Below are 26,876 nucleotides of genomic sequence, written 5' to 3'. Positions count from 1 at the left end.
TCCAGGGCGCCAGGTGCGGGTGTTCCTTGATCAGGTCGTCGACCGTCACGTAGAGTGCGGTAGCGAGGGAGTCCAGGTTATTCAAACTTGTTGCCACACAACGAGTCTGGACTCCCTCGCTTTCATGCCGACCGCGAGGGGCCCGACCCGACCCCAATCGACCCCTAGGAATCAACCATCTAGTGGTGGGTGGGGGTTGTGGACGGCCTTTCGCCGAGCGGCCGCGAACCGCCCCGCCGGAGCGGCCTTGAACCGCCCTGCCGGAGGCCGCGGACCGCCACGGATCCCCTGCGCCCGCATGCGCGCCGCGGATGGCCCGGGCGATAGCAGTCCGGGCCGATTCCGGCCCGCCAGCGCGGCGTGTGCGATGCTGACCGGGTGACTGACAGGCAACCGCAGGCCGCTCGAACCCACACCGCCTCCGCCGCCGCCATCGCGCGCGCCGCCCAGGTCATCCCGGGCGGTGTCAACTCGCCCGTCCGCGCCTTCCGCGGCGTCGGCGGCGACCCCGTCTTCGTCCGCGAGGCCTCTGGCGCCCGCTTCACGGACATCGACGGGAACGTCTACATCGACCTCGTCGGCTCGTGGGGCCCGCTCATCCTCGGCCACGCCCATCCCGGGGTCGTCGCGGCGCTCACCGAGGCCGCGGCCCGCGGCACCTCCTACGGCGCGCCCACGCTGGGCGAGATCGAGCTCGCCGAGCTCATCGTCGAGCGCACCCCCTGCGAGATGGTCCGCCTCGTCTCCTCCGGCACGGAGGCCACCATGAGCGCGGTGCGCCTCGCGCGCGCCGCCACCGGCCGCGACAAGATCATCAAGTTCGCCGGCTGCTACCACGGCCACGCCGACTACTTCCTCGCCGAAGCGGGCTCCGGCGTCGCCACGCTCGGCCACCCCGACTCGCCGGGCGTCCCGGCCTCGGCCGCCGCCGACACCATCGTCGTCCCCTACAACGACATCAACGCCGTCGAAGCGGCCTTCGCGAAGCACCCGGGCCAGATCGCCGCGGTCATCACCGAGGCCGTCCCCGGCAACATGGGCGCGATCGAGCCGCTCGACGGCTTCAACGAGAAGCTGTACGCCGCCGCGCACGCCCGCGGCGCGCTCCTGATCTCGGACGAGGTCATGACCGGCTTCCGCGTCGCCCCGGGCGGCCTCGCCGCACCCGCCGACCTCTACACGTACGGCAAGGTCATGGGCGGGGGCCTGCCCGCCGCCGCGTTCGGCGGCCGCGCCGACCTCATGGCGCGGATCAGCCCCTCCGGGCCGGTGTACCAGGCCGGGACCCTCTCGGGGAACCCGCTCGCGGTCGCCGCCGGCCTGGCGACACTGCGCGCCTGCGACGACGCCGTGTACCGCACGCTCGACGCCACCGCCGCCGAACTCCAGCGGATGGCGACCGAGGCGCTCACCAAAGCCGGTGTCCCGCACTACGTCTCGGCCCCCTCGAATCTGTTCAGCGTCTTCTTTTCGGAGGGCCCGGTGCGGAACTTCGACGACGCCAAGGCGCAGGACACGGCGGCCTACGGCGCGTTCTTCCACGCGATGCTCGAGAACGGCGTCTACCTGCCGCCGAGCGCCTTCGAATGCTGGTTCACCTCGGCCGCCATCGACGAGGAAGCCCTGTCACACATCGAACAGGCCATGCACACAGCGGCCGAAGCCGCGGCTAAGGTGCGCTCATGAGCGGCTCCACCACCATCGTCCACCTGCTGCGCCACGGCGAGGTCCACAACCCGGACGGCATCCTCTACGGGCGCATCCCCGGCTTCGGCCTGTCCGAGCTGGGGCGCGAGATGGCCGTGGCCGCCGCCGAGCGCCTCGCCGGGCGCGACGTCGTCCACGTCGGGGCCTCCCCGCTGCAGCGCGCGCAGGAGACCGCCGAACCGGTGGCCGCCTCGTACCGCATGGACGTCACCACGTACGACGGCCTCATCGAGGCCGGCAACTCCTTCGAGGGCCTGCGGGTCGGCGTCGGCGACGGCGCCCTGCGCGAGCCGCGCTACTGGTGGCGCCTCCGCGACCCGTTCCGCCCCTCCTGGGGCGAGGCCTACCTCGACATCGCGCGCCGCATGATGGACGCCGTCGAGCAGGCCCGCGTCGCCGCCGAAGGCTCCGAGGCCGTCCTCGTCAGCCACCAGCTGCCGATCTGGACCGTCCGCCGCTTCGCCGAGCGCAAGAAGCTGTGGCACGACCCCCGCAAGCGCGAATGCGCGCTCGCCTCGATCACGAGCTTCGTCTACGAGGGCCCCTCGCTGGCCCGCATCGAGTACGCCGAGCCCGCCGCCCACCTGATCCTCAAGTCCGAGTCCGCTCGGAAGGCCAAGGGCGCCTAGCGATGGGCCTGCGGCGGAGGACGATGCTGGCGGCTGCGCCGCTGCTGGCCCTCGCCGCCTGCTCCGAGACAGGCGGCGAGAACGCGAACCGCGTCAACGAGATCAACCGCGACCGGTACGTCTCGGGCGACGGCTCGAACTACCGCTGGGAAGAGCCCGGCGACCGCTTCGCCGCGCCCCGCCTCCAAGGCGACGACCTCGACGGCAACCCGATCGACACCGACGAGTGGGCCGGATCGGTCCTCGTCGTCAACTTCTGGGGCTCCTGGTGCGCGCCCTGCGTCGCCGAGGCCCCCTACCTCGTCGAGGCGGCCGCGGAGTTCGCGGAGCGAACCGGAGGCTCGAGCGAAGGCCAAGGGGTGCAGTTCCTCGGCGTGAACATCCGCGACACCGTGGACGCCGCGAAGGCCTTCGAGCGCCGCTGGGCGGTCTCCTACCCCTCGCTCAGCGACGAGGCCGGCCGCGTCGCCGACCAGTTCGTCGAGTACGGCCTCTCCCCGAACGACATCCCCGCCACCATCGTGATCGACGCCGAGCACCGGGTCTTCTCCATCTGGCGCGGCGAGATCGACGACGCCGAGACCCTGATCGCCGACGTCCGCAAAGCCCTGGAGCCGTCATGAGCACGCCGCCAGCCCCGAAATCCGTCATCCGCAAGGCCGCCAAGGGCGCCGTGATGGCCGGGACCGCCGCACTCGCCGCCGTCGCGGTCGGCACCCTCGTCAAGCGCCGCCTCGACGGCACCGCCCCGCCCGGCCGCACCGTCCCCTTGCCGCGCAAGGAGTCCGAGTGACCACCGCTGCCGGAGCGGAGACCGCATGAACCCCGCCGAGACCGCCGCCTCCGGGCCGCTGCTGCTCGCCTTCGGCATCGCCGCACTCGCAGGGCTCGTCTCCTTCGCCTCCCCGTGCACCCTCCCCCTCATGCCCGGCTACGTGTCCTATGTGACCGGCATGAGCGGCCAGGAGCTCTCCAAGGACCGGCGCACCGGCCGCGTCCTGATCGGCGCGCTCCTGTTCGTCGCCGGGTTCACCGCCGTCTACACCACCGTCGTCTTCGCCCTCCAGAGCGCCGGACGCGCCCTCCTCACCAACTCCTCCACACTGGAGACCGTCGCGGGGATCGTCATGATCGCCATGGGGCTCATGTTCATCGGCCTCATCCCCACCCGCGGCGGCTTCGCCCCCCGGTGGCGCCCCGCAGTCGGCCTCGCCGGCGCCCCGCTCTTCGGCGCGGTCTTCGCGCTCTCCTGGATCCCCTGCACCTCACCGGTACTCGCCGCCATCACCAGCCTCGCGGTGATCCAGGACGGCACGGCCCGCGGCATCGGCCTCATGATCGCCTACTGCGCCGGACTCGGCCTGCCCTTCGTGCTCTTCGCCGTCGGCATGCACCGCCTCGCCGGCGCCCTCGACTTCCTCAAACGCCACGGCCGAGTGATCTCCATCGCCGGCGGCGCCATGCTCTGCCTCGTCGGCATCGCCCTCGTCACCGGCGCCTGGACCGAGTTCACCAACTGGCTGCGCGCCACCGTGGGAGCCGGGGTGAGCCTGCTGTGACCGCCACCCTCGCGCCCCCGCCCCGCTCCAAACCCAAGCCCGCCAAGCGCCTCCGCGCCTTCGGGCGCCGCTGGTGGCACCAGCTCACGGCCATGCGCACCGCGCTCCTGCTGCTCCTCGCGCTCGCACTCGCCGCGATCCCCGGCTCGACGTTCCCGCAGCGCTCCATCAGCGCCCCCGACGTCGCCGCCTACTACGACCAGCATCCCGACCTCGCCCCCTGGCTCGACCGCGTGTGGGCCTTCGACGTCTACACCTCGCCGTGGTTCTCCGCGATCTACCTGCTGCTCATGGTCAGCCTCGTCGGCTGCATCCTCCCGCGCCTCGGCCTCCACTGGAAGGCCCTGCGCGCCAAGGTCCCCGATGCGCCGCGCCGCATGTCGATCCTCCCGTACCACCGCACCCTCGCGGTCGAGGCCAACCAGTCGCTCGCCCGCGCCGTCCTCAAGCAGCGCCGCTGGCGCACCACCGTGCGCGAGGCCGAGGACGGCACCGTCACGATCAGCGCCGAGAAGGGCCAGCTCCGCGAGACCGGGAACCTCCTGTTCCACAGCAGCGTCATCTTCATGCTCGTCGGCGTCGCCCTCGGCAGCCTCATGAGCTGGTATGGCAACCGCATCCTCTCCGAGGACAAGTCCTACTGCAACAACCTGCAGCAGTACGACGAGTACGGCCTCGGCGCCTGGGTCGACGAGACCGGCCTCCCGCAGTTCTGCGTGACCCTCGACGACTTCGACGCCGAGTTCACCAACGGCGGCCCCACCGCCTACGACGCCGCGATCTCCTACGAGGCGGCGGGTGAGGAGGGCGAGTACGCCCTCGAGGTCAACCACCCCTTGAACATCGACGGCACCAACGTCTTCCTCATCGGCCACGGCTACACGCCCGTCGTCACCTACACCGACCGCTACGGCCAGACTCAGACCCTCCACCAGGAGTTCCTGGCGATGGACGCCGCGATGAACTCCGAAGGCGCGTTCAAGTTCCCCGACGCCAACGTCGACCCCGCCACGGGCACCGTGGACGAGAACGCCGAAGTCGGCTTCGACGCCGTCTTCGTGCCCACCTTCGACGACTCGACCGCGATGCTCCTCGGCACGAACCCCGAGCTCGAGAACCCGGTCCTCGCCCTCACCGCCTACACCGGCGACCTCGGCCTCGCCGACGGGCGGCCCGAATCGGTGTACGCGATCAACGAGGCCCAGATCGCCTCGGGGAACCTCGAGCAGGTCAACGACGAGGTCGAGGTCATCGGCGTCGGCGACTCCATGACCCTGCCCGACGGCTCCAGCCTCACCTTCGACGGCGTCGAGCAGTACGCCGTCCTGCAGGTCCGCCACGACCCGGGCGGCCCCGTCGTCCTCGCCGGCGCGATCCTGCTCCTCGGCGGCCTGCTGCCCGCACTCGCAGTGCGCCGCAGGCGGTTCTGGATCCGGTGGAACCCCGACGGCACCGTCGAGACCGCCGGGCTCAACCGCAACGACTACGACGGCCTCGACGAGGAGTGCGACGAGCTCACCGCTGCGATCGCGCCCGGCCACGAGCCGCCGCAAGCATCCTCATCAGACGAGTCGATCGGGAGTCAGCAATGACCGGGGCCGAAGTCGCGAACGCGCTGTTCGTCGCCACCATCCTCATCTACGCGGGGGCGATGTTCGCCTACGCCGTGGAGTACGCCTTCGACAAGCGCGCCCCCAAGCGCGCCAAGCAGCTCGCGTCCGTCGGCACCGCCGGCGCCGACGCCCCTGACGACCCCGTCGCCGCCGAGGCCCCGATCAGCCCCGCCGCCGCGCGCGGCGCGGGCCGCCTCGGCCTGATCCTCACTTTCCTCGGCACCGCCGCGCTCGCGACGAGCATCGTCACCCGCGTGATCCACACCGGACGGTGGCCGTGGGGCAACATGTTCGAGTACACCGTGGGCGTCGCGCTCGCGGGCATGGTCACCTGGCTGATCCTCGTCTCCCGCGGCAGCGTGCCGCGCCGCCTCGGCCTCTTCGCCACCTTCGCGGTGACGATGGTGCTCGGCACCTCCGTGCGCGTCTACACCGAGGCGGGACCGCTGGTCCCGGCCCTCGACTCGTACTGGATCGTCATCCACGTGACGGCCGCGATCGCCTCCTCCGGCATCCTGCTCATCGGCTGCGTCTTCGCGATCCTGCACCTGCTCAAGCGCCGCTACGACCGCCAGGTCTCCGACGGCAAGCCGGTCCGCTTCCCGCTCAACGTCGCCGAGCGCCTGCCGGACGCGACCGCGTTGGAGCGCATGACCTTCAAGATCCACGTGTTCGCGTTCCCGCTGCTGACCTTCGGCATCATCGCCGGGTCGGTGTGGGCGCACCTCGCCTGGGGCCGCTACTGGGCCTGGGACCCGAAGGAAGTGTGGGCGTTCATCGCCTGGGTCGTGTACGCCGCCTACCTGCACGCGCGCGTGTCGGGCCGGTCGGCCAAGGCGAACGCGCCGTGGATCGCGATCCTCGGCTACGCCGTGATGCTCTTCAACCTCACCGCCGTGAACCTGGTCTTCGACGGCCTGCACTCCTACGCGGGCGTCTGAGGCGCGGTTCGCGGCCGGGCAACGGCCCTAACCGCGTCTGCCGCGGCTGCTTGCGGCCCGGGTTCCGGCCCGAACCGCATCTGCGGCGGCGCTTCACGGGCGGCTTACGGCCCGAACGTGAGCGGAGCGCCCGGGGCAAATCGGACATCGATGGGCCCGGTCTCGGCGACGCTTGCGAGCCGTAAATGTGCACTGTATCTACCCTGACCTACCGGTACGACATCCCTAGTCGGCCTACCTCTCGAACGGACCTCGCATGACCCCTGAACACGTCCGTGACGCCGCCGGTCTGGCGGCCGTCTTCGGCTTCTTCGCCATGGCCTGGTTCGGCTGGGCCCAAGAGGGCCCGCCGCGGTCGTGGGTCAAGTTCCTCGCGGCGGGATCGATCCTGAGTATCCTGGTGGCCGCCGCAGGCGGACTCCTGTTGTGGCGGCACTGGTCGGACGGCACCGTGTTCGACGACGCGACCGGCCGGAGCTTCGGGATCATCGTCGGCGTCGAGTTCGCCGCGGCCGGTCTCGGCGCGGCGCTCCTCGCGTGGCGAAAGCACGCCGATGCGATCGCGGCATGGATCGCGTTCGTCGTCGGCGTGCACCTCTTCCCGGTCGCCGTGGTCCTGGAGATTCCCGCCGTGCACATCCCGGCGGCACTGGTCACCGTGGCCGCGATCGGCGCGTATCCCTTGGCGAAGGCCAAGGGACTCAAGACCAGTGCGGTCATCGGACCGCTCGCGGGAACGGTCCTCCTCGTCACCGCCGCGGTGTCCCTTGTGGATGCACTCACGCGCTTAGGAGCACGGCCGCGGTCGGCGTTACTGCCGAGCAGCGATGCGCTGATCGACTGAGATGCCCCGGCGCTTCTAGACGTACCGCCGCAGCCGCGTCAGCGCGGCTCAGCCGCCAGTGCGGAGCTGGGGGAGGACCTTCTCCCCGAACACGTCGATGAACCGCTCCTGGTCGACGCCGACCTGGTGCAGGTACAGCCGCGAGAAGCCGAGTTCGGCGTACCCGGCGATGACCGCCGCGTGCAGGTCGAGGTCGGCGCCGATGTGGACGCCCGGTTCGAGGGCGTCCACCGGGACATGGGCGCAGGCCGCGTCGAACTGCTCGGGCAGCTCCAGCTCCTGGTTGAGCGACGGCGGCAGGGCCACGAACCGCCACTGCCGCAGCGCCTGCGCGCGAGCGGCCTCCTCGCTTGCGTCCCAAGACAAGTGGACCTGCAGGTGCAGCGGCTTGTGCTCACCGCCGCCCTCGCGGAAGGCGTCGATGATCGCGCGCAGCCGGTCCTCCGGGGCGTTCACGGTGATGAGCCCGTCCGCCCAGGCCGCGACCTCGCGCGCGGTCCCGGGCGAGAGCGCGGCCGCGAACAGCGGCGGCGGGGCCTCCGGCCGGGTGTAGAGCCGGGCGGCGCGGACCTTGACGGGCTCGTCGCGGTCGACGGTCTCGCCGTCGAGGAGCCGCCGGATCACGTCCGCGCAGGCGTGCAAGCGCGCGTTGCGCTCGGGCTTGCGCGGCCAGACGGTGCCCGTGACGTGCTCGTTCAGGGCCTGCCCACTCCCGAGCGCGGGCGTGAACCGGCCCGGGAACAGCTCCTCCACCGTGGCGATGGCCTGCGCGGTGATCGCAGGGTGGTAGCGGTCGCCGGGCGCGGTCACGACCCCGAACGGCAGCCGCGTCCGCGCCATCGCGGCACCCAGCCAGGTCCAGGCGTACCCGGACTCGTCCTGGTCGGTGCTCCATGGCGCGAAGTGGTCGGAGGAGAGCACCGCGTCGAACCCGGCCGCCTCGGCCGCGACGGCGGCCGCGGCGAGACGCGAGGGCGGGAACTGCTCGTGCGAAGCGTGATATCCGATTTCCACCATGCTCTCCCCGTTCACTTGAAGACGTGCGCGCGCGGTCGCAGCCAGCGGTAGCCGTGCCCGGCCAGCCGCAGCAGCGGCGGATCGTCCTCCTCGGGCGGGTACTCGCCGTCGGTGAGCACGTCCACGAGGTCGTCCAAGCCCTCTTCAGCGACACGGACCTCCACGTCCTCGGCGGCCAGGTTCACGAGGGTCACGACCTTCCCGTCGCGCTCGTCCTCGTGCAGCAGGGCCACCACGGACGGGCAGCCCGTGTTGAGGACCCGGTGCGTCCCGAAACCGATCTCGGTGAGCCCGAGTCGGGTCCTGACCATGTCGCCGACCCTCGCCATGAGGCTCCCGGGCCGCCGCTGCTGGTCGTAGACGTTGACCTCCGGATACCCGAAAGGCCCCTCCTCAACGGGCTCCGCGACCAGGTCGCCGGCGGGCGCCGAAGAGAACCCGCCGTGCTCGTCAGCCGTCCACTGCATCGGGATGCGGACACTGAGCCGCTCGCGCCGCGACAGGTCGTCGCCCATCCCGATCTCGTCGCCGTACTGCAGCACCGGCGTCCCCGGCAGCGAGAGCAGCAGCGCATGGGCCGCCGCGATGCGTCGCGGGTCGCCGTCCAGCATCGGGGCGACGCGCCGCCGGATGCCGCGGCCGTACGCGCGCATGTTCTCGTCGGGCGCGAACACGGCCATGACCTCGTCCCGCTCGGCCTCGGTGAGCCGCTCCAGGTCGAGCTCGTCGTGGTTGCGCAGCCAGTTCGCGAACTGGCTGCGGCGCGGCGGGTCCGGCTGCTTCTCGAGCGCCTCGTGCACCGGGGCGGCCTCGCCGCGCGCGAGGGCGAGGAACATGTGGTTGTTCAGCCAGAAGTTCAGGAGCATCGTCAGGCCGTCGCCCTCGAGGAAGTAGTCGTTGTACTCCTCGGCGGGCACGTCGACCTCCCCGATGAGCACCGCCTCAGGGTGGCGCAGCGCCACGAACTCCCGCAGCTCCCGCAGCAGGTCCGTGCCGGCCTTGTACTCCTCGACCTCCTCGGCGGCGTGCACCATGTACGGGACCGCGTCGACCCGGAACCCCGAGACGCCCAAGCGGAGCCAGAACGCCATGATGCGCCGGATCTCCGCCCGCACCTCCGGGTTCGCCAGGTTGAGGTCCGGCTCGTGCGCGTAGAACATGTGCCGGTAGTACTGCCCCGCCTCCTCGTCCCAGGTCCACACCCCGTCCTCCACAGTGGGGAACACCGACTCGAGGCCGTCGTCGACCGGCTCGTCGGACCACAGGTAGTAGTCCCGGTAAGGGGAGTCGCGGTCGCGCCGCGCCGCCTGGAACCACGGGTGCTGGTCCGAGGTGTGCTGCACGACGAGGTCGAAGAGCACCCGGATGCCCGCCTCCTCGGCCTCCTCCAGGAACGCCACCACGTCCGGGATGGTGCCCAGCCGCGGGTCGACCGACAGGTGGTCGGTGATGTCGTAGCCGCCGTCCTTGAACGGCGAGGGGTAGAACGGCAGCAGCCAGACGCAGGTCGCGCCGAGGCCGCGCAGGTGCTCGAGCCGGTTCGTCAGGCCCCGCAGGTCGCCCCAGCCGTCGGCGTCGGAGTCGCGGAACATCGCCGGGTCCACCGCGTAGATCACGGCGTTCCGGTACCAGAGCGGCAGCATCGCGTCCCTTTCCACTCGATTCACAGGTCCCGTCGTATGCCCGCGGCGCGCCCCGGCGAAACCCGGACCGGCCCCGCCGCGGCCGCCGGGGGATGCGGGGCGCAGGCGATTTGGATAGGCTTGGAGCCCACCGGGGACCACCCGCCGGGACCGCGCTCGCGCGGCTGATCCGGTTGCGGCGCATGGTGACACCCCGAATCCCGGACAGGAAGGCTGTGCCCCATGGCGAGCATCGACGAGGCGCTCAACCTCATCAACGCGAACATCGAGGCCGTGAACGACCTCCAGGGGCAGGTCGAGGCCACCAAGGCCCAGACCGAGGAGCTGCTCGGCCAGGTCCAGGCCCTCGGCATCGAGGCCGCCTCCAACGCGCTCAACGTCGGCAAGGAGCAGCTCGAGGAGGGCAGCGCCATGGCCGCCGCGCTCCGCAGCAAGCTCGAAGAGGCCCGCAGCTCCGTCGAAGTCGCCAAGCACGCCTGAGCGCGACCCGGATCCGCGCGAGGCTTCACCAAGCGCTCCTTGGGGAACCGCCGCCACCGCGCCACGAGTGGTGTGCGTGACGGGCCTTATAATTCACCAATATCTGGGTAGGGGGGGGCCTCCTTTCGGAGGCCGCCCGTTCCCGCTGCTTGCCGGAGCGAGAGTCTGGATTATCGCCGCGGCGTCTGCCGCGGGGTGATGTCGAAGTGCTCGGCGGTCCGCTCCAAGTCTGCCTGCTGGAACGAGCGCTGGCCGCGCGGCACGGGGCGGTCGGGGACGATGAGCGGGCCGTCGTGGCTGCCCACCGGCGCCTGGATCGGGGCCGTCCGCTGGTCGGGGACGCCGTGGCCCTGGCGCTGGCTCTTGTTGCGCACCCGCCCGGTCCGCGCGGCTCCCTGCCCGTTCGGGCCCGGCTGCGGGCCGCGGAGCTTGTCGACCGGGATCGCGCCGGTCGCCGTGGGGAGCACTTCCTCGTCCTCGACCTCGATGCCGAGCTGGTCGCGCTTGGTGACCATCTTCGGCTGGGTCCCCATGAGCGCGAACAGGAGCACGATGATGCCGATGGTCGCGACGCCGAGGATCGGGAGGATGAGCATGATCGGGTCGATGCCCGCCACCGAGTCGCGGCCACCGTCGTGGAGGGTCACCCGCACCCCGGCCATGCCAGTGAAGTGCATGGAGCAGATGGCGATCGCCATGATGACCGCCGCGCCCGACTGCCAGCGCCAGCCGTCGAGGTACATGCCGCAGAACAGGGCCGCGGTGGCGGCCACGACGGCGATCGCGACGGACGCGATGAAGTAGTCGCGCTCGTGGCTGATGTGCCCCGAGACGTTGATCGCCGCCATGCCCGAGTAGTGCATGATGACGACGCCGATGCCGGTGATGGGACCGGCCATGAGGATCTTCGCGACGGTGTTGCGCCGGCCGGTGCCGGCCACCAGGAGGCCGAAGAACACGGCGCCGATGGAGGCGACGAGGCTGAGGAAGGTCTTCAGCGGGTCGTAGCCGATGTCGGAGTCGACGACCTTGAAGCCGATCATCGCGGTGAAGTGCATCATCCAGATGGCGGTGCCGCCCAACGCGAATGCGGCGAGTGCGATCCACCGGACCCGCTTGCGAGCGGATTTCACCGTGCCGTCCTGGCGGCGCGCCTGGGTCATGCACATGAGCGCCAGGATCGAACCCGCGAACGCGAATCCGAAGGCCATGATGGGGTTGATCCAGCCGTAAGTGAAGTGACTGACGTGTTCCATCCGTGGTCTTCCTCCCCGGGCTCGGCCCGTATCCGGAATGTCGCGCTTCAGGTGCAGCGCGATGTGAAACTTATACGACTACTGTCCGGCGGCGTCCGCAAGACGGACAGTTGCACTAGGACGGTCATTTCGGTCGCCTCGGGCATCTTGTGCGATGGAGTCGAGCGCCGGCGAGGCAAGCACGCCGAACACCATGCCGACGATGGCGATCATGGCGAGGATGAGGATCGGCAGGAGCAGGACGAGCGGGCTGATGCCGGAGACGTCCGCGCGCGGCGGTCCCTGGACCTCGACCGCGGCCATGCCGGTGTAGTGCATGCCGACGACCGCGACGCTCATGACGGCGGCGGCCAGGGCCATGCTGCCGCGCCGGGAGATGACGGCGGTGAAGCGCAGGGCCACCGTCGAGGCGACGACTGCGACGACGGCCGAGGCCGCGACCAGGAGCGGGTCGTAGGTGACCTGCCCGCCGGTCGCGACCGCGGCCATGCCCGTGTAGTGCATCCCGACCACGCCCGCGCCGCACACCAGTCCGCCGAGGATCAAGCGCGGCCAGCCAGCGCGCTTGCCTCCGGACACGAAGAGCCCGATGCCGACCGCCGCGACCGCGAGTGCGAACGAGGCGGCGGTGAGTCCGGGGTCGTAGGCGATGTCGGCGCCGGTGACGGTGAAGCCGACCATCGCGATGAAGTGCATCATCCAGATGCCGACCCCGCCGATGGCCAAGGCGGCCAACAGGGTCCAGCGGAGGCGGCCACCGGGGGAGGTGGCGGCGCGGGCGTAGCGGGAGGCCGAGAGGCCGAGGAAGGAGCCGGCCGCTGCGAAGGCGAGGCCCATCACGGGGTTGAGCCAGCCGTAGGTGAAGTGGTGGTGCTCGAGCGTCGATGCGAGCACGTCGTGCAGTGGCGGTGCCATGGGGTTGCCTCCTGGAAGGTCGTGGGTCAACCGTGCCTAATGGAGGGCGAAGTGTGTCGCACAGCGTGTGCGAGTCGTACGCGGACCTGCGGGCGCTATGTCAGATCTGTCCCCCGTTCGTGTTCGGGGAACCGCGCTCGGTCAATGGACTAAGGTGGCGAAACGGTCATCACGAAGCGTGGTGTCGTGGACTCGTTCCGTGCGCGACCCATCGGTAAGGTCCATTGGACGGGACTCGTCCGACCGGGGGCCGAGTTGTCGTCCGAACAGGCGATCTTCTCAGCCGAACGACCGAATACCGCATAGGCATGTGTCCAAAAGATCAGTGTATCTTGGGATTCGCCCCGCAACACACTGCCATACGAAGGGCTCTTCAGTACTCCAGTACGCCCCTGGATTTCGCCGCCCTCATTCGTCATGATGGAATCTGCTGGGCTTCACATGCCGCCCCCGCCTCCCCGGCGGGCCGGAGGCAGCCGACTCGACACGTCGGCCCGAGACCGATCCCGCCCGGCCCGGGCCCTTCGGTCTGACACAGAGGACCACCCCAGGAGGCTAGACAAGGTGAGCAAGCGCAGCTCGAACCGTGCGGGTTCAGCGGCTCGACGAGGACCGCTCGGCCTGCCCCGCATCGCCGACATGCGAATCCGGTCCAAGCTGGGAATGATCCTCCTGGTGCCGCTCGTAGTCCTGGTGGCCGTCGCCGGCCTCCGCCTCTACGACCTCTCCGACCGCGTGTTCGAGTCGAACGACATGGTGGACCTCGTCGAGTTCAACACCTTCGTCGCCGACCTCAGGTACGAACTCCAGAAGGAGCGGTCCCTGCTCGTCACGCACCTGCGTCTCGACGGCGAGCACGTCGCCGGCATCGACGAGGCGCAGTACGACGAGGAGCACGTCTCCACCCAGCAGCAGGGGACCGACACCGCGTACGAGCGGTTCAACGAGAAGGCCGCCGAACTCCCCGACCTCTCCCAGGACATCACCAACCGCATCAACGCGGTCCAGACGCAGTACGAGAGCCTCCTGCAGATCCGCGAGCAGGCCGTCAACGACGCCCAGCAGGCCTCGATCGACGCCACCTCCCGCGTCTACCAGCGCCTCGTCGCCGAACTGGTGACCATCACCGACATCTCCTCGCGCATCGTCAACGACCCCGACATCGCCCGGAACCTCCAGGCCATCGCCGCCGCCACCACCATCCTCGAGACCCTCGAGGAGGAGCGCGCGATCGCCATCAACGTCGGCAACGGCCGCAAGTTCATCAACGCCACCCGCTGGCAGAACTTCATCTCCTACGCCTCGCTGCGCGAGACCGCCGAGGCCGAGTTCAAGACCGTCGCCAACCGCGAGGAGCAGCTCGCGTTCTTCTTCAGCACCGGCGGCTTGAACACGAAGGAGGCCCAGGCGGCCCTCGAGTTCGAGAACGACGCGGTCACCGCGAGCACCAACCGCGACCTGGAAGTCGACGCCGAGGTCATCGCCTCCTACGACGCGATCCTCGACAACGGCCTCGACTACATCCGCAGCGAGTCGGAGGAAGTCCTCGACGACGCCAGCTCCGACCGCGACGCGCAGATCTTCCAGCTGCTGCTCGAGGCCGTGCTCATCCTGGCGGCCTTCGTGGTCGCGACCGTGATCGCCCTGCTCATCGCCCGCAACATGGCGACCGGCCTGCGCCGGCTCCGCGAGGGCGCGCTCGACGTCGCCCACGTGAGCCTCCCGCAGGCGGTGGCGCAGATGCGCGACGCGGAGACCATCGGCAACCGCACGCCCGACGAGGTCGCGGCCGAGACCGGCGCGGTGATCGACATCGACCAGCGCGACGAGATCGGCAACGTGGCGCACTCGTTCAACATCGTCCACACCGAGGCGATCCGCATCGCGGCCGAGCAGGCCGCCCTGCGCGCCAACGTCTCCCAGATGTTCATCAACCTCGCCCGCCGCTCCCAGAACCTCGTCGACCGGCTCATCGGCCACCTCGACCACCTGGAGCGCGGCGAGGAGAACCCGGACCGCCTGGCCGAGCTGTTCCAGCTCGACCACCTCGCGACCCGCATGCGCCGCAACGACGAGAACCTCCTGGTGCTCGCCGGCGCGGACTCCACCCGCCAGGAGCGCTACCCGGCGCCCGTGGGCGACATCCTGCAGGCCGCGCAGTCCGAGGTCGAGCAGTACACCCGCATCGAGTTCGGGAACCTCGAGGCCGAGCGGGAGATCCGCCCGGCCGCGGTCAACGACCTCGTGCACCTCATCGCCGAGCTCATGGACAACGCGACCGCGTTCTCCCCGCCGGAGTCCCCGGTGCTCGTCGAGGCCGAGCAGATGCGCACCGCCGACAGCCCCCAGGGCGCGATCCGCGTGCGCATCAACGACATCGGCATCGGCATGCCGCCGGGCCAGATCGAGGACATCAACCGCCAGCTCTCCGAGTCCGGCGAAGCGATCGACCTCGCGTCCTCGCGCATGATGGGCCTGGTCGTGGTCGCCCGCCTCGCCAAGCGGCACGACGTCCGCGTCGAGCTGCGCCCCGGCGAGCAGCGCGGCACCGTCGCCGAGGTCATCCTGGGCGAAGCGGTCCTCACCGACCCGAAGCTGCCCGAGCGCGGCCTCCGCAGCGGCGTCCCGCTCGAGGGCACCGGCTTCGACAACGCCGGCTTCGACAACGGCGACAGCACGTTCGCCCTGCAAGGCCGCGACGACGGCCCGCGCGGCGCGCTCGGCATGAACTCCGGCGCGCTCCCGCAGGTCCCCGAGAGCCCGGCCGGGCTGTTCGACACCGTCGGACCGCAGTCGCCGCCCCCGCCGCAGCCGCAGCAGCCGATGTGGCAGCCCAGCGCGCCGCAGCAGCCCTCGCGCCCGCCGGTCGTCCCGCCGCAGCCCGCCGAACCGCTCACCGGCGAGCACGCGCTGCACCGCAACCAGGGCCGTCCGGCCCAGCCGTTCGCGCCCGCGGCCGAAGAGGAGCCGGGCTTCATGTTCCGGCCCGGCGGCCTCGCCGAGGACCGCCGCCCCGGCGGCAAGGTCATGGAAGTGACCGGCGAGATCGTCTCCTCCGAGCACGTCGCGCTGCCGAAGATCCAGCTCGAGGCGTTCACGCCCGAACCGGAGCCGGTCCCGCCGTCGTGGCCCGACGCCGCCGCCGCGCCCTCGGGCACGGAGGCCCCGCGCGCCGCCAAGAAGGACCGCGTGTCCGCCTTGGACGCCACCACCGAGCTCCCGATCTTCCGCGAGGTCGAGTCGGCCTGGTTCAAGGCCGTCACTCCCGCCCCCAAGAAGGTCGAAGAGGACGCGCCGACGCTCGGCGCCGCCGCCGAGGCCCCCGTCCAGGAGGGCGGCGTGTCGTCCTTCCGTGCGACGGAGGCGCCTCCCGCGGAGGTGGCGGAGGCAACCTCGCCGCGCTACGCTGACCAGTCAGAAGCGGCCGAGTCCCCCGCCCCGGCTTGGGAGGCGGCACCGCCCGCCCCTCCGCAGCCCACGGAAGGCTCGACGCCCATGCAGAGCAAGCCCGCCGACGAGCACTCGTCCGCCCCGGGCCTGGAACGACGCCGCCTCACCTCCCCCGAAGCCGAGTCGGGCTCCTACGCCTGGCGCACGGCCGCCGACGACGGCTGGTCGCGGGTGGACAACGCCTTCGCCGAGACCGTCTCCGCCGAGACGACCTCGGTGGGACTTCCCAAGCGCCGCCCCATGGAACGCCTGGTTCCCGGGGCCGTGGAGGAATCACAGGAGACCGTCAGCGCGCAGAAGCGCAACCCGGAGGGCATTCGGGGCCTGCTGTCGGCCTATCACCGTGGGGTGCAGCGAGGACGTGGCAATGACGGTAACTGAGTCGCTGAACCGCAACACGGAAGACGCTACTAAGGAGCGCAAACGATGAGCACTGGTGGAACCTCGGTCCAGGACCTGGGCTGGCTGCTGGCCGGCTTCGCCGAACGCGTGCCGGGCGTGGCCCACGCCGTCGCGGTCAGCGCCGACGGTCTGCTGCTGGCCTCCTCGCGGGACCTGCCGCGGGACCGGGCCGACCAGCTGTCGGCCGTGACCTCGGGTCTGGTGAGCCTCACCCAGGGCGCCTCCCGCTGCTTCGAAGGCGGCGCCGTCCTCCAGACGGTGGTCGAGATGGACCGCGGCTTCCTGTTCCTCATGTCCATCAGCGACGGCTCCTCCTTCGCGGTCCTGGCCTCGAAGAACTGCGACGTCGGCCAGGTCGGCTACGAGATGGCCCTGCTGGTCGACCGCGTCGGCCAGGCCCTGACGCCGTCCGCCCGCAGCTAGTCATGCCCGTACAGGCGCGATTGGCGAATGCACGTGCGGCACGGTAGGCTCCTCTCGAGCGGCAGCCTCGGCGATCGCTTGCGGAGCCGTACATGCGCACCAGCACGAGTGGGACGAACTGAACAATCGAACCCCTCCGTCGCATCCCCAGGCGACGGGCCGGTGCCTCCCCTGGCACGCGGTACACGGATAACTGACATGACTGCGGCACAAGGATTGTGGGATCCGCGCGCTGCGGTTGGAGGTAGTAATGGTCCTCGGTGGTGATGAGCCGACCGGCTCACTCGTCAGACCGTACGCGGTCACTCGCGGCCGTACGCGGCCCCAATTGGAGATCGCCCTGGAAGCGCTGGTGGAGACCACTGCGCGCGGCCGGTCCGGGCAGTTCCTCGGCGGCCGGGAGCAGAAGGTGATCGTCGACCTGTGCGGCGGGCGCCTCCAGTCCCTCGCCGAGATCGCCGCGCGCATGGAGGTGCCCCTGGGCGTCGCGCGCGTCCTGGTCGCCGACATGGCGGCCGATGGTTTGCTGGCAGTGCACGAACCCACCGGATTCGACGCGGACGGCGGCGACGGATCGGTCGGAACCGAGCTCCTTGAGCGTGTCCTCAGTGGACTCAGGAGGCTATAGACCCACATGAACTCATCCGCAGACACCTCTCGTGTGACCTCTGCCAAGATCGTCATCGCCGGCGGCTTCGGCGTCGGCAAGACGACCTTGGTCGGATCGGTCTCCGAGATCACTCCGTTGACGACCGAGGCGATCATGACCTCCGCCTCGGAGGGCGTCGACGACAACAACCTGGTGCCCGACAAGCAGACCACCACGGTGGCGATGGACTTCGGCCGTATCACCATCGACCAGGACCTCATCCTGTACCTGTTCGGCACGCCCGGCCAGACCCGGTTCTGGTTCATGTGGGACGAGCTCGTGCGCGGTGCGATCGGTGCGATCGTCCTGGTCGACACCCGCCGCCTCGCCGACTGCTTCTCGGTGATCGACTTCTTCGAGCACCGCAAGCTGCCCTACCTGGTCGCCGTGAACTGCTTCGACGGGAAGCAGCTCCACGACCTCAACGACATCCGCGACGCCCTGCAGATCTCGCACGACGTCCCCGTGATGTACACGGACGCCCGCAACCGGGAGTCCACCAAGCAGGTGCTGATCAAGCTCGTCGAGTACGTCCTCTCGATGCGCCGCACCCGCACCGTCGGCGTCCACTAGCCGCCCACAGGCGGACGCAGACCCGCGGCGAAGCTTGCGAGCCGTGAATGAACACAGCGGCGAAGCTTGCGAGCCGTGATTGAGAACTGTCGTCTAGGCTGACCCATCTCCCTGGACCATGCTTCGAAGGGGCCTGAGGCTTACCGCCTCGGGCCCCTTCGGCATGTCCGGGCGGACGCCGGGCCGCGCCCGGTGACCGCCTCGAGGTCCCGATGCGCCAGCGGGTCGCTCCGCGCCCCGGACGAGGGCGATCGCGATTGGAAACGCGACCTTCACGGCGGTGTCACGGCTCCGGGTCGCCGCCGCGCGGTGTCGGGGACGGGTCGAACGGCCGCCGTCCAGGTGTCACGAAGCCCGGTTCGCCTGCGGTGCGGTGTTGGTGACAAGTCGAACGTCCGCAGTTCATGCGCTTGAAACCCGAATTCGGGAGACTCCACCCGGTCCGAGCCCGACCCCGGCACCACCGGCCCGATCCCCGAGGAGCGCCCATGTCCTATGTGAAACCAGCGGAGTTCACCGCGCGAATGATCGACGCCGGCGAGGCGAAGGTCTTCATGTCGACCCGCGACACCGTGCTCCGCGCCTTCATGGCAGGTGCGATCCTGGCCCTGGGCGCCGCGTTCGCGGTCACGATCACGGTGAACACCGGTCAGCCGCTCCTCGGCGCGCTCCTGTTCCCGGTCGGCTTCTGCATGCTCTACCTGCTCGGCTTCGACCTGCTCACGGGCGTGTTCACGCTCGTGCCCCTGGCGCTCATCGACAAGCGCCCCGGCGTGCGGCCGCGCTCGGTGCTGCGCAACTGGGGCCTGGTGTTCGTCGGGAACTTCGCGGGCGCGTTCACCGTCGCCCTCATGATGTCGATCATCGTCACCTACGGGTTCTCCGTGGAGCCCAACGAGATCGGCCAGGCGCTCGGCACCATCGGCGAGAGCCGCACCGTCGGCTACGCCGAGCACGGCGCGGCCGGGATGCTCACCCTCTTCATCCGCGGCGTGCTCTGCAACTGGATGGTCTCCACCGGCGTGGTCGCCGCGATGATGTCGACCTCCGTGCCGGGCAAGGTCATCGGCATGTGGATGCCGGTGCTCGTGTTCTTCTACATGGGCTTCGAGCACTCGATCGTCAACATGTTCCTGTTCCCCGCGGGCCTCATGCTCGGCGGCGACTTCTCGGTCGGCGACTACCTGATCTGGAACGAGATCCCCACCGTCGTGGGCAACCTCGTCGGCGGCCTCACCTTCGTGGGCCTCACCCTCTACGCCACCCACGCCCGCACCGGCACGACCCGCACCCGCACGGTCACCCTGCCGGCCCCGCGCGAGAAGGTCGGCGCGAGCAGCTGACCCGCACACGGAACGGGCCCCGAGGCATCGCCTCGGGGCCCGTTCCGCTTGCCTTACACGACTTTAGGGATGGAGCCCGTGTTCGTCAGGGCCTCGTTGAGCAGCGGCCCGACCTGCATCGTGAACTGCCCGAGCTCGTACCCGAGCTGCTCGCGGTCGCACTGCGAGACGGCGAGCAGGGTCAGGCAGATCTGCGGACCGACCGGGGCGGCGAGGAGCACGCCCTCGGCCATCTCGACGATGACCTGCTGGGTGGGGCCGTGGTCCATGGACCGGCCGGCGCCCTCGCCCATGGAGAGCAGGCCCGATCCGATGCCCGCCAACTGGTCCGCGCGCTCCTTGGGGAGCCCGGCGGAGACCGCGAGCGGGAGGCCGTCGACGCTCACCAGCACGGCGTGCGAGAGCCCGGGGGTGCGGGCCACGAGCGAGCCGAGCAGCATGCTCAGGGAGCGCTCGTAGACGCCGAGATTGGCGCTCATCGGGTCGCCATCCTCTCCGTCCTGGCGCCCGCACCGGGGCGGCCGCCCCGGGCGCGGCCCCAGCCCTTGAAGTAGCCGGCGGTGTTCTGCGCCAGCAGTTCTGGGTCGCGGTCGATCGGCTCGTCGAAGCGGGGGTTCTCGTCGGCGACGACCGCGCCGGGCACCAGGTTCGCCTGCGGCTTGCGGCGCGGCAGCCCGGCGGGCGTGATCGGCTCCTCGGTCTCGGGGGCCTCGGTGACGTGGCGGGCGGTGCGCCAGCCGTCGTCGCCGGGGAGGTTCCACGACTCCGGTTCGGGCTCTTCGCTCTCGGGCCGCTTGAACCAGGCGCTGCGGGCCTGGCCGAGGATCATGAGGCCGTCGTCGTCGGCCATGAGGCTGGCGACGTCGACGATGTGCACGTCGTCCTTCGGCTGCCACGGGTGGCGGCGCGGCTCAGGCTCGGGCTGGCGCATGCTCTCGGACTGGAACGCGTCGGCGAGCGCCGAACGGGTGACCGTCCGCTCGGTCGGCGCGGGCAGGTCCGACTGCGGCAGTTCGGCGGGCTGGGCCCGGCGGCGCCGGCGGATCGAGCGGGTGTGGCTCTCGCCGTCCACGGGCATCTGCGACTCGGGGATCACCTGCGTCGCTTCGAGGTCGACGACCGAGTGCAGCTGCGAGGCCGGGTCCAGGGCGCGCAGGCTCTGGCGGTCCGGCAGGTCGCCGGGGAGGCGGACGGTGGTGTGCGTGTCGTGGCCGTGGCGGCGCGAGGGCCGGTCCTCGTCGTCGTACACGACGGGAGTCACGGCGGGGGGCATGGCGTCGAGGCGCGGGCGCTTGGCCTGGAGCAGGCCGATGAGGCCTTCGAGCGAGCGGTCCCAGGCGGAGACGGCGTCGGCGGTCGCGGAGACGGAGGGCGCGACCGAAGGGTCGTCGCCGCCGCCGATCTCGCGGATCGCCTCGGTCAGGGCCCCGGCCATCGCCGCGACCTGGCCGGGGTCGGCCACGGTGGCGAGGTCCGCGGCGAGCTCTTCGGTCGAGATCGACTGGAGCGCACCGGGTTGGGGGAGCCGGGTGAGGATGGCGACGGCGTTGGCCTCGCTCGGGTCGTCCCAGGCGGCGAGCGCCGCCGGGAAGACCGCGCGCAGGAGGCACGTGAGCGCCTCTGCCGCGTCGTGACGGGCCCTGGCGGCCGAGGCCACGGTGTCCAGGATCGGGCGCAGAGCGTTGATCTCAGGGCGCGCGGCGAAGGGCTGGCCGCTCACTTCGCCGGTGGCCAGGCCGCGGGCCATGGCGATGGCGTCGTCGAGGGCGTCCTTGGAGCGCGAGGTCTTGGCGGCGCGGATGACGAGCTGCCCGGCGGCTGCGGCGAACTCGGCCAGCTGGACGACTTCGCCGTCGACGGCCACTGAGACCGACTGGCCGGGCGCCGAACGCGCGAGGAGGCTGTTGAGGCGGACCCAACCGCGGGGGTCGTCGCCGAAGGTGTCGGTGGCGATGAGGCTGCCGCCGGCCGCGACGAGCGCGACGGCGCAGGCGGTGTCGCCTTGTCCGGCTCCTGCTACCTGCTGGTCGATGGTGATGCCGCAGAACACTTGCACCCGCGGGGCTCCTCTCGTAGGGCGCACCCGGACGGGCGCCGGCCCCTGACGGCGGGCCGCAGCCCTGCCTGTATTTACCAGTCCGTTATCAGTTTTCCGCAGAATACTCGGTTCTGCAAGCGGACAGACAGTGCGGGTTCATGAAGGGCGGGAAGTGCATAGCACACATTTCCGTCAATTCCTTGACGCTGCCGACCAGGGGATTCCCCAGTGGAATAACAATGTGCGACGCGGCCGCGCCGCCGCGTGCGCTCGCGGCGGCGCCGGGATTCGGACTCCGAGTATGAGTCCGCATGGGCTGTTCGGATGATGCCGGTACGCCGCTAACCGCGCCATTCCACGTGGTCGTTGATCTTGGCGATGACGCCGCGCCAGGCGATGGCCGCCTGCTGCGAGTCGTTCTTCTTCAAGCGGCGCTTGGCGAGTTTGCCGCGCAGGCCGCCGTCGACGACGATGCGGAAGGTCTCGTCGAGGTCGTCGAGGGGCGAGCCGGGGGCGAGCGAGTTGACGACGGAGTCGTTCTTCAGCGCGTACCCGAGGTCGCGCCCGACCTCGGCGGCCTTGATGAGCAGCTCGGGCTCCCAGGCCTCCTGGCCGCCGCGGAGGTTGGCGACCACCAGGTCCAGCTCGTAGGTGTCGTCTTCGTCACACACGATGTCGTCGGCGCTGAGGCGCTCCTGCAGCTCGGCGTACTCCTCGATCGCGGCGAGGTCGTGGTCGTCGTTGCCCTTGACGTACTCGACGAGCGCGCCGGGCTCGCGGAAGACCAGCAGCTTCCCCTTGCGGGTCAAGAAGACCGGGACTTCCTCGGGGGTGGCGTCGAGGGCGTCCTCGTCCTCCTCGGCGGCGTCGTCCTCGTCGTCGGCGAAGTCGGCCGCGTCGGGCTCGAGGGCGTCCTCGTCCTCGGGGGCCGCGTCGTCGTCAGCGGCGTGCTTGCCGCCGGGCTTCACGTCTTCGTCGGTCTCCTCGACCTCGGCCTTGTCCTCGGCGGGCGCGGCTGCGGCTTTCGCGCCGGGGAGGGTGTCCGACATCCGGTACGCGCGCAGGGTGAAACCGGAGTCCTTGCCCAGGTGGAGTTCCACCGGGTCGACGCTCATCTCGTTCCAGAGCTTGTCCGTCTCGGCGCTGCGCACCGGCCCGTCCGAATCGGCCGCCATGTCGCGTCCCTCCCGTAGTGATCTAGCTGGGGAACAGCGTACGACGACGCGACACGCCCGGTCGTACCCGGTAGGTCGGTTCGCAGTGGAATAGGCGAATGGGGCCTCGAGATCTGAATCTCGAGGCCCCATCGGGTGTCGCTAGTAGCCGCCTCCGGCGGTCGCGGCCATCCCGGCCGGGTGCCACACGGTCTTGTACTCGGTCCACTGCCGCAGCAGGTCGAGCGAGGTGCCGGTGCGCCCGGGGCGTCGCACGACCTTGAGGGTCTCGGCGGCGGCGGCCTCCAGGCTCGCGGCCAGCCCGGCGTCGGCGACGCCGCCGAGGTCGAGCCCGTTGACGTCGGCGTGCGCGGCCAGGTGCGGTGCGACCTCGGCGGCCTTGCCGCTGAGGAGGTTCACGACCCCGCCGGGCAGGTCCGAGGTGGCGAGCACTTCACCGAAGCTCAACGCGGGCAAGGGCTTCGCCTCGCTCGCGAGCACCACGACGGTGTTCCCGGTGGCGATCGCGGGGGCGACGGCGTCGATCAGTCCGAGGAGCGGGTCGTCCTGCGGGGCGACGATCGCGATGACGCCGAGCGGTTCGGGGGTCGTGTGGTTGAAGTACGGGCCCGCGACGGGGTTGGCCCCGCCGAGCACGGACGTGTACTTGTCGGTCCAGCCCGCGTAGTGCACGAGCCGGTCGATCGCGGCTTCGACGGTGCCGAGGGCCTCGTGGGCCTCGGCGCCGGTGGCGTCGGCGAGCTCCTCGGCGAACTGGCCGGCGCGGCCTTCGAGCATCTCGGCGGCGCGGTAGAGGATCTGGCCGCGCAGGTACGCGGTCTGGCCCGCCCACGGCCGCTGGGCCTTGCGGGCGGCGGCCACGGCGTCGCGGCCGTCCTTGCGGCTGGCGAGCGCGGCGTTGGCCAGCTCGGCGCCGTCCGGGCTGCTCACGGGGTAGCTCCTTCCGGACTCCGAGCGGGGGAACTTCCCGCCCACGTACAGCTTGTAGGTCTTCTTGACCCGCAGGCGATCAGCGTGCTCAGACATCGAGGTAGGCCTCCAGCCCCTGGCGGCCGCCCTCGCGGCCGTAACCGGACTCCTTCAGGCCGCCGAACGGGCTGGCGGCGTCGAACTGGTTGAACGTGTTGGCCCACACCACGCCCGCGCGCAGCCGCTCGGCCGCCCACAGGATCTTGGAGCCCTTCTCTGTCCACACCCCGGCCGAGAGGCCGTAGGGGGTGTTGTTGGCCTTGGCGATCGCCTCGTCCGGGGTGCGGAACGTGAGGACGCTGAGGACCGGGCCGAAGATCTCCTCCTTGGCGATCCGCATGGACTGCTGGACGCCGGTGAACACGGTGGGGCGGAACCAGAACCCGCGCTCGGGCAGCTCGCAGGCGGGCTGCCAGACCTCGGCGCCCTCGTCACCGCCCGTGGCGGCGAGCGCCTGGATGCGCGAGAGCTGCTCGGCGGAGTTGATGGCGCCGATGTCGGTGTTCTTGTCAAGCGGGTCGCCCACGCGGAGCGTCTCGACGCGGGCCTTCAACCGCTCCAGCACGTCGTCGGCCACGGACTCCTGCACGAGGAGGCGGGAACCGGCGCAGCACACGTGCCCCTGGTTGAAGAAGATGCCGTTGACGATGCCCTCGACGGCCTGGTCGATGGGGGCGTCGTCGAACACGATGTTCGCGGCCTTCCCGCCGAGCTCGAGGGTGAGCTTCTTCTTGGAGCCGGCGATGGACTTCGCGATGGCCCGGCCGACCGCGGTCGATCCGGTGAACGCGACCTTGTCCACGGCACTGTCCACAAGGGCCGCGCCGGTGGCGCCGGCGCCGGGGAGGATGTTGACGACGCCGGGCGGCAGCTCGGCCTCCTGGCAGAGCTCGGCGAACATGAGCGCGGTCAGCGGCGTGGTCTCGGCGGGCTTGAGGACCACCGTGTTCCCGCACGCGAGCGCGGGGGCGATCTTCCACGAGAGCATGAGCAGCGGGAAGTTCCAGGGGATGACCTGGCCGATGACACCGAGCGGCCTCGGGTCCGCACCCAGGCCCGCGTAGGCGAGCTTGTCGGCCCAGCCGGCGTGGTAGAAGAAGTGCTGCGCCGCGGTCGGGACGTCGAAGTCGCGGGTCTCCTTGATGGGCTTGCCGTTGTCGAGGGACTCGGCGACGGCGAACTCGCGGGCGCGCTCCTGCAGGAGCCGGGCGATGCGGAACAGGTACTTGCCGCGTTCGGCGCCGCTCATGGGGCCCCACACGGACTCCTGGGCGCGGCGGGCGGCGGCGACGGCTGCCTGGACGTCGGCCTCGCCGGCCTCGGCCACGGTGAACAGGGCCTCCTCGGTGGAGGGGTTCACGGACTTGAAGACGGCGCCGTCGGCGGCGTCGGTGAACTCGCCGTCGATGAACAGCCCGTAGTGCTCTTTGATCTGGGGCCGCACCGACTCGGGTGCGGGCGCGTACTCGAACATCGCTTAGTCCACCGTCACGTAGTCGGGGCCGGAGTAGTGGCCGGTCTTGAGCTTCTGGCGCTGCATGAGCAGGTCGTTGAGGAGGCTGGAGGCGCCGAAGCGGAACCACTCGTTGGAGAGCCAGTCGTCTCCGAGGATCTCGTTGACGCACACCAGGTACTTGATGGCGTCCTTGGTGTTGCGGATGCCCCCGGCGGGCTTGACGCCGACCTGGACGCCGGTGAGGGCGCGGTAGTCGCGCACAGCCTGCATCATCAGGAGCGTCACCGGGAGGGTGGCGTTGACGCCGACCTTGCCGGTGGAGGTCTTGATGAAGTCGGCCCCGGCGTACATGGCGAGCCAGGAGGCGCGGCGCACGTCGTCGTAGGTGACGAGCTCGCCGGTCTCGAGGATGACCTTGAGGCGGGCCTCGCCGCTGGCGGCCTTGACGGCCTTGATCTCGTGGAAGACCCGTTCGAGGTCGCCGGCGAGGAACGCGCCGCGGCTGATGACCATGTCGATCTCGTCGGCCCCGGCGCGCACGGCGGCCTCGGTGTCGGCGAGGCGCACGTCGAGCGGCACCTGCCCGGCGGGGAAGCCGGTGGCGACGGAGGCGACCTTCACGGAGGAGCCCTTGACGGCTTCGGCGGCGACGGCGACCATCGACGGGTAGACGCAGACCGCGGCGGTGGCGGGGGCGTCGCCGTCGGGGCGCACGGCCTTGGACGCGAGCGACCGGACCTTGCCGGGCGTGTCGGCGCCTTCGAGGGTGGTGAGGTCGATCATGCTGATGGCGAGGTCGATGGCCTTGGCCTTCGCGTCCGCTTTGACGGAGCGGGTGGCAAGCCCCGCCGCGCGCGCTTCGAGGCCTACCGCGTCGACGCCGGGGAGGGCGCGGACGAGGGCGGCGGCCTCAGCGCCGCTCAAAATTGATCCCATGACTGGATGATATCCGTATCCTGGCTGTACGCAAGCGCGGCTCGCAAGCCTCGCCGCGTGTTCGATTCAGACTGTGGTGACCAGCTCACATTAGCTCGGCGAGCTGGGCGTTAAGGTTGGGAACCGTGGATGTCAAGATCGTCGAACACCCGCTCGCCGCAGAACGGCTTACCGCCATGCGGGACGAGCGCTCGGACTCGCCAAGGTTCCGGGCTGCCCTGCACGAGCTCACTACGATGCTCGTCTACGAGGCCACGCGCGACGTGGCCGTGACCGAATACGAGATCAGGACGCCCGTGGCCCCGGCCAAGGGCTACCGGCTCGGGAACCCGCCGCTGCTCGTCCCGGTGCTGCGCGCCGGGCTGGGCATGGCGGACGCGGCCCAGGCGATGATCCCGGACGCCTCGATGGGGTTCGTGGGCCTGGCCCGCGACGAGGAGACCCATGAGCCGTACGCCTACATGGAGTCCCTGCCCGACGACCTGGCCGGGCGCCACGTCATCGTGCTGGACCCGATGGTCGCCACCGGCGGCTCGCTCCTGCGCTGCTGCGAGATGATCGCCGCGCGCGGCTGCACCGACATCGACCTGATCTCGGTCCTGTGCGCGCCCGACGGGATCGCGAAGCTCGACGCCTCGGGCCTCAGCCTCCGCATGACCACCGCCGCGGTCGACCCGGAGCTCAACGACGCCGCTTACATCATTCCCGGCCTCGGCGACGCCGGCGACCGCCAATTCGGCGCCTACCGCCGCTTCTAGCAGCAACGAGTGAGGGGGGGGGGGGGCCCCCGCCCCCCCCCCCCCCCGGCCCGGGGGGGGGGGGGGCCCCCCCCGGCGGGGGGGCGGGGGGGCGGGGGGG

General features: G+C 70.7%; 25 protein-coding genes. 15 read left to right on the top strand and 10 right to left on the bottom strand.

Annotation, left to right across the window (positions count from 1 at the left end; genetic code table 11):
- Positions 1-378: 378 nt before the first annotated feature.
- From hemL to O2L52_RS10770, 8 genes are all read left to right on the top strand, one after another.
- The gene (hemL, locus tag O2L52_RS10805) at positions 379-1,686 is read left to right on the top strand and encodes a glutamate-1-semialdehyde 2,1-aminomutase (protein ID WP_270115394.1); all 1,308 of its coding nucleotides are present in this window, start codon (positions 379-381) and stop codon (positions 1,684-1,686) included.
- Entirely contained in the window at positions 1,683-2,336 is a 654-nt protein-coding gene (locus O2L52_RS10800; protein ID WP_270115393.1) for a histidine phosphatase family protein, read from the top strand. The genes hemL and O2L52_RS10800 overlap by 4 nt, the downstream gene beginning before the upstream one ends.
- Positions 2,337-2,359: 23 nt before the next feature.
- Positions 2,360-2,959 carry a TlpA family protein disulfide reductase gene (locus O2L52_RS10795; RefSeq protein ID WP_270115391.1) on the top strand — a complete coding sequence of 200 codons (600 nt, stop codon included), beginning with the start codon at positions 2,360-2,362 and terminating at the stop codon, positions 2,957-2,959.
- The gene (locus O2L52_RS10790) at positions 2,956-3,129 is read left to right on the top strand and encodes a hypothetical protein (RefSeq protein ID WP_270115390.1); all 174 of its coding nucleotides are present in this window, start codon (positions 2,956-2,958) and stop codon (positions 3,127-3,129) included. The genes O2L52_RS10795 and O2L52_RS10790 overlap by 4 nt, the downstream gene beginning before the upstream one ends.
- Before the next feature lie 25 nt (positions 3,130-3,154).
- The gene (locus O2L52_RS10785; RefSeq protein WP_270115389.1) at positions 3,155-3,895 is read left to right on the top strand and encodes a cytochrome c biogenesis CcdA family protein; all 741 of its coding nucleotides are present in this window, start codon (positions 3,155-3,157) and stop codon (positions 3,893-3,895) included.
- Positions 3,892-5,487, top strand: coding sequence for a cytochrome c biogenesis protein ResB (gene resB / locus O2L52_RS10780; protein ID WP_270115388.1), 1,596 nt, complete (start codon positions 3,892-3,894; stop codon positions 5,485-5,487). Before O2L52_RS10785 ends, resB begins: the two co-directional genes overlap by 4 nt.
- The gene (ccsB, locus tag O2L52_RS10775; protein WP_270115387.1) at positions 5,484-6,449 is read left to right on the top strand and encodes a c-type cytochrome biogenesis protein CcsB; all 966 of its coding nucleotides are present in this window, start codon (positions 5,484-5,486) and stop codon (positions 6,447-6,449) included. The genes resB and ccsB overlap by 4 nt, the downstream gene beginning before the upstream one ends.
- Positions 6,450-6,705: 256 nt before the next feature.
- Positions 6,706-7,293 (top strand): hypothetical protein, encoded by a 588-nt coding sequence (locus tag O2L52_RS10770; protein ID WP_270115386.1) that lies wholly within the window; start codon positions 6,706-6,708, stop codon positions 7,291-7,293.
- A gap of 48 nt (positions 7,294-7,341) precedes the next feature.
- Here the strand turns inward: O2L52_RS10770 and O2L52_RS10765 are convergent, their stop codons facing one another.
- Together O2L52_RS10765 and O2L52_RS10760 are read right to left on the bottom strand one after the other, a co-directional pair.
- Positions 7,342-8,310 carry a TIGR03885 family FMN-dependent LLM class oxidoreductase gene (locus tag O2L52_RS10765; RefSeq protein ID WP_344471739.1) on the bottom strand — a complete coding sequence of 323 codons (969 nt, stop codon included), beginning with the start codon at positions 8,308-8,310 and terminating at the stop codon, positions 7,342-7,344.
- 11 nt (positions 8,311-8,321) lie between these two features.
- Complete coding sequence (locus tag O2L52_RS10760; protein ID WP_344471985.1) at positions 8,322-9,953, bottom strand: alpha-amylase family protein; 1,632 nt, start codon at positions 9,951-9,953, stop codon at positions 8,322-8,324.
- A 222-nt stretch (positions 9,954-10,175) separates the two neighbouring features.
- Here O2L52_RS10760 and O2L52_RS10755 point away from each other — a divergent pair, with 222 nt between their 5' ends.
- Positions 10,176-10,433, top strand: a complete 258-nt coding sequence (locus tag O2L52_RS10755) for a hypothetical protein (RefSeq protein WP_270115383.1) — start codon at positions 10,176-10,178, stop codon at positions 10,431-10,433.
- Between the two features lie 170 nt (positions 10,434-10,603).
- Here the strand turns inward: O2L52_RS10755 and O2L52_RS10750 are convergent, their stop codons facing one another.
- Together O2L52_RS10750 and O2L52_RS10745 are read right to left on the bottom strand one after the other, a co-directional pair.
- Positions 10,604-11,689: an MHYT domain-containing protein gene (locus tag O2L52_RS10750; RefSeq protein WP_270115382.1), complete on the bottom strand. Its 1,086-nt coding sequence runs from the start codon at positions 11,687-11,689 to the stop codon at positions 10,604-10,606.
- Positions 11,690-11,767: 78 nt separating this feature from the next.
- Positions 11,768-12,604 (bottom strand): MHYT domain-containing protein, encoded by an 837-nt coding sequence (locus O2L52_RS10745; RefSeq protein WP_270115381.1) that lies wholly within the window; start codon positions 12,602-12,604, stop codon positions 11,768-11,770.
- Positions 12,605-13,243: 639 nt separating this feature from the next.
- Here O2L52_RS10745 and O2L52_RS10740 point away from each other — a divergent pair.
- The 5 genes from O2L52_RS10740 (at position 13,244) to O2L52_RS10720 (ending at position 19,444) form a co-directional block, all read left to right on the top strand.
- Entirely contained in the window at positions 13,244-16,435 is a 3,192-nt protein-coding gene (locus tag O2L52_RS10740; protein ID WP_270115380.1) for a sensor histidine kinase, read from the top strand.
- Positions 16,436-16,480: 45 nt separating this feature from the next.
- Positions 16,481-16,879 (top strand): roadblock/LC7 domain-containing protein, encoded by a 399-nt coding sequence (locus O2L52_RS10735; RefSeq protein ID WP_030161947.1) that lies wholly within the window; start codon positions 16,481-16,483, stop codon positions 16,877-16,879.
- A gap of 250 nt (positions 16,880-17,129) precedes the next feature.
- Complete coding sequence (locus O2L52_RS10730; RefSeq protein WP_091048505.1) at positions 17,130-17,507, top strand: DUF742 domain-containing protein; 378 nt, start codon at positions 17,130-17,132, stop codon at positions 17,505-17,507.
- A 6-nt stretch (positions 17,508-17,513) separates the two neighbouring features.
- Positions 17,514-18,101 (top strand): GTP-binding protein, encoded by a 588-nt coding sequence (locus O2L52_RS10725; RefSeq protein ID WP_270115379.1) that lies wholly within the window; start codon positions 17,514-17,516, stop codon positions 18,099-18,101.
- Between the two features lie 488 nt (positions 18,102-18,589).
- Positions 18,590-19,444, top strand: coding sequence for a formate/nitrite transporter family protein (locus O2L52_RS10720; RefSeq protein WP_270115378.1), 855 nt, complete (start codon positions 18,590-18,592; stop codon positions 19,442-19,444).
- A 53-nt stretch (positions 19,445-19,497) separates the two neighbouring features.
- On the opposite strand, the gene O2L52_RS10715 is transcribed toward O2L52_RS10720, so the two are convergent.
- The 6 genes from O2L52_RS10715 to deoC form a co-directional block, all read right to left on the bottom strand.
- Positions 19,498-19,923 carry a roadblock/LC7 domain-containing protein gene (locus tag O2L52_RS10715; RefSeq protein ID WP_228091671.1) on the bottom strand — a complete coding sequence of 142 codons (426 nt, stop codon included), beginning with the start codon at positions 19,921-19,923 and terminating at the stop codon, positions 19,498-19,500.
- Complete coding sequence (locus tag O2L52_RS10710; RefSeq protein ID WP_270115377.1) at positions 19,920-21,500, bottom strand: hypothetical protein; 1,581 nt, start codon at positions 21,498-21,500, stop codon at positions 19,920-19,922. Before O2L52_RS10710 ends, O2L52_RS10715 begins: the two co-directional genes overlap by 4 nt.
- A 323-nt stretch (positions 21,501-21,823) precedes the next feature.
- Entirely contained in the window at positions 21,824-22,657 is an 834-nt protein-coding gene (locus O2L52_RS10705) for a hypothetical protein (RefSeq protein ID WP_270115376.1), read from the bottom strand.
- A gap of 141 nt (positions 22,658-22,798) precedes the next feature.
- Positions 22,799-23,683, bottom strand: coding sequence for an aldehyde dehydrogenase family protein (locus O2L52_RS10700; RefSeq protein WP_270115375.1), 885 nt, complete (start codon positions 23,681-23,683; stop codon positions 22,799-22,801).
- Positions 23,676-25,100 carry an aldehyde dehydrogenase family protein gene (locus O2L52_RS10695; protein WP_270115374.1) on the bottom strand — a complete coding sequence of 475 codons (1,425 nt, stop codon included), beginning with the start codon at positions 25,098-25,100 and terminating at the stop codon, positions 23,676-23,678. The genes O2L52_RS10700 and O2L52_RS10695 overlap by 8 nt, the downstream gene beginning before the upstream one ends.
- 3 nt (positions 25,101-25,103) lie before the next feature.
- Positions 25,104-26,018, bottom strand: coding sequence for a deoxyribose-phosphate aldolase (gene deoC, locus O2L52_RS10690; RefSeq protein ID WP_270115373.1), 915 nt, complete (start codon positions 26,016-26,018; stop codon positions 25,104-25,106).
- A gap of 125 nt (positions 26,019-26,143) precedes the next feature.
- Between deoC and upp the strand changes: the two genes are divergently transcribed.
- On the top strand, positions 26,144-26,776 hold the full coding sequence (gene upp, locus O2L52_RS10685) for a uracil phosphoribosyltransferase (protein WP_270115372.1): 633 nt from the start codon (positions 26,144-26,146) through the stop codon (positions 26,774-26,776).
- Positions 26,777-26,876 lie beyond the last annotated feature (100 nt).

This window comes from Glycomyces algeriensis (assembly GCF_027622855.1).
Taxonomy (GTDB): domain Bacteria; phylum Actinomycetota; class Actinomycetes; order Mycobacteriales; family Micromonosporaceae; genus Glycomyces; species Glycomyces algeriensis.
The sequence above is the reverse complement of the archived record's forward strand: the minus strand, read 5'-3'. Positions and strand labels throughout refer to the sequence as shown.